The organism is Jatrophihabitans sp., assembly GCF_051960575.1.
GTDB lineage: Bacteria > Actinomycetota > Actinomycetes > Mycobacteriales > Jatrophihabitantaceae > JBQCEE01.
This window is the reverse complement of sequence record NZ_JBQCEE010000044.1, coordinates 1-5,054: the sequence shown is the minus strand read 5'-3', so window position 1 is coordinate 5,054 and position 5,054 is coordinate 1. Positions and strand designations below refer to the sequence as shown.

Here is a 5,054-nt window from a genome sequence, read left to right as displayed (position 1 = left end):
ACGCCGGCTCGTCGCGCCCGACCGTGGCACGCGCCCGACCTCCGAGCGGGCGCGCGAGGGCCTGTTCAACCGGCTCGCCACCATGCTCGACCTCGACGGTGCCGCGGTGCTCGACCTCTACGCGGGCACGGGCGCCGTCGGGCTCGAGGCGCTGTCGCGCGGCGCCGCCGAGGCCGTGCTCGTCGAGGCGAACCGCACGGCACTGGCAGTGCTGCGGCGCAACGTCGCCGCCGTCGGACTGGCCGGCGCGCACGTCGTCGGCGCCCCGGCCGCGCGGTACCTCGCCGGCGCACCCGCGGCGTCCTTCGACCTCGTCTTCGCCGACCCGCCCTACGACGTGCCCGACGAGGAGGTCGACGAGCTGCTCGCCGCGCTCCGGCCGGTATTGCGCGCCGACGCCGTCGTCGTCGTCGAACGTGCCGCGCGCAGCCGCCCGCCGGCCTGGGACGCGGCGGACTGCACACCCGATCATGACCGCCGCTACGGCGACGCGGTGCTTTGGTACGGTCGCCGCCGATGAGCAGCCAACGCGTCCGCCGCGCCCTGTGTCCCGGCTCGTTCGACCCGGTGACGAACGGCCATCTGGACATCATCAGCCGGGTCGCGGCGCTCTACGACGAGGTCGTGGTCGCCGTCTTCATCAACCAGTCGAAGCAGAGCCTGTTCTCCGTCGACGAGCGCAAGGAGATGCTCGAGGAGGGGACGGCCGACTACCCGAACGTCCGCATCGAGACGTTCCAGGGCCTGGTCGTCGACTACTGCCGCGCCCACGACATCCCGGTGATCGTCAAGGGCCTGCGCGCGGTGTCCGACTTCGACTACGAACTGCAGATGGCGCAGATGAACCGCGGCCTGGCCGGCGTCGACACGCTGTTCATGCCGACCAACCCGGAATACAGCTTCCTCGCCTCTAGCCTGGTGAAGGAGATCGCCAAGTGGGGCGGGGACGTGAGTTCGCTCGTGCCGCCGCACGTCCTGCAGCGACTCAAGGAGCGCACGGGCCCGAGCTGACGGGCCCGGCCCGAGTCAGCCGGAGGTCCGCCGTGAGCAACGACACCACCTTGCGCCAGACCGACGAACTGCTGGCCGAGCTGATCGAGTTGGTCGAGACGGCGCGCAGCCTGCCGATGTCCTCGTCCTGCGTCCTGCCGCGCGAGCGCATGCTCGACCTGCTCGACGAGCTGCGCGAGGTGCTGCCGCCCGAGCTGGACGAGTCGCGCAAGGTGATCGCCGCGCGCGACCAGATGCTCCACAACGCCGTCACCGAGGCCGCCGAGACGCGCCGCCTCGCCGCCGAGCAGGCCGACGCGCTGGTCGCCGACGCGACCGCCGACGCCGAGCGCACGGTGCGCCTGGCCCACGAGCAGGCGCAGGCCATCGTCGCGGCCGCCGAGGACGAGCAGGTGCGTCTCGTCGCCGCGTCCGCCGTGCACCAGGCCGCGGCCGAGACGAGTGCGCGACTGCGGGCCGAGGCCGAGGCCTACCGCGACCGACTGTGCAGCGACGCCGACGAGTACAACCACAGCGTCCGCGAGGAGGCCGATGCCTACGCCCGCGGCCTGCGGGCCGAGGCCGAGCGGTACGCGCACAAGCTGGCCACCGACGCCGAGATCTACGCCGAGCACACCCTCGAGGAACTCGCCGGCACCCTGCGCCGCGCGGCCGGCACGGCCGACCAGGGCCGCCGCGCCCTGGCCGAGCGCCGCGCCTCGGCGCCCGCCGGCTCGTCCGTCGGTGACGGCGCCGACTGGGCGTCGGCGACGCACGCCGGCACCGGGGACGCGTTCGACCCGGGCGCGCCGTTCGACCACGCGAAGTCGGCCTGAGCCGGCCGCTGCGCCACGCCGGGTGGGGCGATTCGGCCGCGGGCGATCCATTCGCTAAGCTGGTCGACGGCCTCATCCCGATCGGGCCGACTTCGCATGCCTGAGAACACAACACCGCGTCCGCCGCGCACCGGCCCGGATCCTCGCGACCCGTTCGTCTTCGACGTCCGGGAGGTGGGGCGACGGCCCGGCAGCGTGAAGGAGTACCGGCGTCGTGTCCCCGCGCCTGCGGATCTCGGCTCGGACGTCGTCGGAGTACCGGTAGGTGCTCCGCTCGAACTCGATGTGCGGCTCGAGTCGGTCACCGAGGGCGTGCTTGTCACGGGCACGGTGACCGCCCCGATCAGCGGCGAGTGCGGGCGGTGCCTCGACCCGTTCACCGACGAGACGGTCGTCGACCTGGTGGAGCTGTTCGCCTACCCGAACAGCGTCACCGACGAGACGACCGAGCAGGACGAGGTTCACCGGATCGACGGCGACTATCTCGACGTCGAACCGGTGGTGCGTGATTCGGTGGTGTTGGCACTGCCGTGGACGCCGCTGTGCCGCGACGACTGTCGCGGCCTGTGCCCCGAGTGCGGGGAGCGGCTCGACGACCTGCCGGCCGACCACACGCACGAGACGCTCGACCCGCGCTGGGCCGCGCTGGCCGCGTTCACCGAACGCGAACCGGCCGAACCGTCCGGCACACCCGACAGTTCCACGACACAGGAGTGACGCAACCATGGCCGTTCCCAAGCGCAAGACCTCGCGCAGCAACACGCGGTCGCGCCGCTCGCAGTGGAAGACGAGCGCCCCGACGCTGGTCCGCTGCCCGAACCGTGCGTGCGGCGAGATGAAGCTGCCGCACACGGCCTGCGCGAACTGCGGCCAGTACGACGGCAAGCAGGTCCTGGCCGTCTGACACCCGGGTGGCCACGACGGAGGCGGCCGATCCCGCCGAGCTCACCGCAGCGCTCGGTATCGACATCGAACCCGAGCTCCTTCGTCGTGCCCTGACCCACCGCTCGTACGCCTACGAGCACGGCGGCCTGCCGCACAACGAGCGGCTCGAGTTCCTCGGTGACGCCGTGCTCGGCATCGTCATCACCGACCACCTCTACAACGCCCACCCCGACCTGCCGGAAGGCCGGCTGGCCAAGCTCCGCGCTTCCGTGGTGAACATGCGCGCGCTCGCGTCGCTCGCGCGCCGGATCGGCCCGGCCGGGCTCGGTGCCTACCTCCTGCTCGGCCGCGGTGAGGAGACCACCGGCGGACGCGACAAGGCGAGCATCCTGGCCGACACCCTCGAGGCGGTGTTCGGCGCGGTGTACCTCGACCACGGCATCGAGCAGGCCCGCGTCGTCATCCACCGGCTCTTCGACGAGCTGCTCGAGCAGGTCGCCCACGCCGGGGCGGGGCTCGACTGGAAGACCAGCCTGCAGGAGCTCACCGCCGAGCACGGCCTCGGCGTGCCCGAGTACGTGATGTCCTCGACCGGGCCCGACCACGCCAAGACCTTCACCGCCCAGGCCCTCGTGGCCGGCGAGCTGTTCGCCCCGTCGACTGGCAACAGCAAGAAGGAGGCCGAGCAGCTCGCCGCCGAGACGGCGTGGCGCACCATCTCGGCCCGGGCCCGAACCGCCTGAGCCGTGCCCGAACTGCCTGAGGTCGAGACCGTCCGCGACGGGCTCGCCCGCTGGGTCACCGGCCGCACCGTTGCGACGGTCGAGGTGCGCCACCCGCGGGCGATCCGCCGCCACCTGCCCGGCGCCGACGACTTCGCCGCCCGCCTCGTCGGCACCACCGTGCGTGCGGTGTCGCGACGCGGCAAGTACCTGTGGCTGCCGCTCGAGGCCGACGGCGTCGCGTCCGGCGACTGCCTGGTCGGCCATCTCGGCATGAGCGGGCAGCTGCTGATGCAGCCCGCGGACGCCCCGGACGAGAAGCACCTGCACGTGCGCGTGCGCTTCGCCGACGACGGTCCCGAGCTGCGCTTCGTCGACCAGCGCACCTTCGGCGGGCTGCTGCTCGACCGGCTCGTGCCGACCACCGACCGCCCGGACGAGCACCTGCCGGCGCAGATCGCCCACATCGCCCGCGACCCGCTCGACCCGCGGTTCGACGACCGCCTCTTCACCGCCCGGCTGCGCACCAAGCGCACGGCGATCAAGCGCGCGCTGCTCGACCAGACCCTCGTGTCGGGCATCGGCAACATCTACGCCGACGAGTCGCTGTGGCGCGCCCGGCTGCACGGTGAGCGCGCGGGTCAGGCGCTGACCCGGCCGCGGGTGGGCGATCTGCTCGCCCACGTGCGGGCGGTGCTCGGCGACGCGATCAGGGCGGGCGGCACCTCGTTCGACGCCCTGTACGTCAACGTGAACGGGCAGAGCGGGTACTTCGACCGCTCGCTCAACGTGTACGGCCAGGAGGGGCGTCCGTGCCCCCGCTGCGGCACCCCGGTGCGGCGCAGCAGCTTCATGAACCGGTCGAGCTTCTTCTGCCCGCGCTGCCAGCCGGCACCTCGCCGACGCACAGGGCCGGCGAGTTGACCCGAGTGTTACAAGAGTGAGACGATGGGCCGACCGACCGGGAGCCGCGCATCGCGCTGAGAGGCGCTCCATCGCCTCGCAGACCTCGTCTCCTCCCGCTCGCGTCGCTGCGTCACAGCCACCACACTGACAACCGTCCTCGGCCTGCGGGATCCGCGCCGAGGCTGCCTGGGAAGCGAAGGGTCGCAACATGGCACGCGCCCTCATGGGACACGTCGGCAGCGTCACCGAGCACCAGCTCGCGTTCGAGGTCGCCCGACTGCGCCGCCGCATCGCCGAGCTCGAGGCCGAGCTCACCGCCGCCCGTGCCACCGAGCACGTCGAGCTCGACGTCGAGCTGCACCGCATCGCCGAGGCCGCCGAGCCCGCCCTCGCCTGACGTCCGGTCGGCCGGCACCCCGACCGGCCGACACACCCGTCAGCTCCCGCCGCGAATCTTGGCTGCGGGTTAGATTCGGAGCCGTCGCAGGCGCATGCCCGCGGCCACCGGCACCGGATGCCTCGGGAGTCTCGTGCACCTCAAGTCGCTGACGCTGAAGGGCTTCAAGTCCTTCGCCTCCGCCACGACGCTCCGCTTCGAGCCCGGCATCACCGCCGTGGTCGGCCCGAACGGGTCGGGCAAGAGCAACGTCGTCGACGCCATCGCCTGGGTGCTCGGCGAGCAGGGCGCGAAGGCGCTGCGCGGCGGCAAGATGGA

At 72.6% G+C, this 5,054-nt stretch carries 9 protein-coding genes; all 9 read left to right on the top strand.

Annotated elements, in window-relative coordinates; all coding sequences use genetic code 11:
- Positions 1 to 520, top strand: a 520-nt coding sequence (locus tag ACTHMS_RS02075) for an RsmD family RNA methyltransferase (protein ID WP_440305017.1), incomplete at its 5' end; no start/stop codon positions are given.
- Positions 517 to 1,011: a pantetheine-phosphate adenylyltransferase gene (coaD, locus tag ACTHMS_RS02070; protein WP_440305016.1), complete on the top strand. Its 495-nt coding sequence runs from the start codon at positions 517 to 519 to the stop codon at positions 1,009 to 1,011. The genes ACTHMS_RS02075 and coaD, both read left to right, overlap by 4 nt.
- Before the next feature lie 32 nt (positions 1,012 to 1,043).
- Complete coding sequence (locus ACTHMS_RS02065; RefSeq protein WP_440305015.1) at positions 1,044 to 1,826, top strand: hypothetical protein; 783 nt, start codon at positions 1,044 to 1,046, stop codon at positions 1,824 to 1,826.
- Between the two features lie 96 nt (positions 1,827 to 1,922).
- Positions 1,923 to 2,543, top strand: a complete 621-nt coding sequence (locus ACTHMS_RS02060) for a YceD family protein (protein WP_440305014.1) — start codon at positions 1,923 to 1,925, stop codon at positions 2,541 to 2,543.
- A gap of 7 nt (positions 2,544 to 2,550) precedes the next feature.
- Positions 2,551 to 2,730, top strand: coding sequence for a 50S ribosomal protein L32 (rpmF, locus tag ACTHMS_RS02055; protein ID WP_375485729.1), 180 nt, complete (start codon positions 2,551 to 2,553; stop codon positions 2,728 to 2,730).
- Positions 2,731 to 2,737: 7 nt separating this feature from the next.
- Entirely contained in the window at positions 2,738 to 3,454 is a 717-nt protein-coding gene (gene rnc, locus ACTHMS_RS02050) for a ribonuclease III (protein ID WP_440305013.1), read from the top strand.
- A gap of 3 nt (positions 3,455 to 3,457) precedes the next feature.
- Complete coding sequence (gene mutM, locus ACTHMS_RS02045) at positions 3,458 to 4,357, top strand: bifunctional DNA-formamidopyrimidine glycosylase/DNA-(apurinic or apyrimidinic site) lyase (RefSeq protein WP_440305012.1); 900 nt, start codon at positions 3,458 to 3,460, stop codon at positions 4,355 to 4,357.
- A gap of 190 nt (positions 4,358 to 4,547) precedes the next feature.
- Positions 4,548 to 4,736: a hypothetical protein gene (locus ACTHMS_RS02040; RefSeq protein WP_440305011.1), complete on the top strand. Its 189-nt coding sequence runs from the start codon at positions 4,548 to 4,550 to the stop codon at positions 4,734 to 4,736.
- Positions 4,737 to 4,869: 133 nt separating this feature from the next.
- A partial coding sequence (locus ACTHMS_RS02035; protein ID WP_440305018.1) for an AAA family ATPase occupies positions 4,870 to 5,054 on the top strand: 185 nt, incomplete at its 3' end.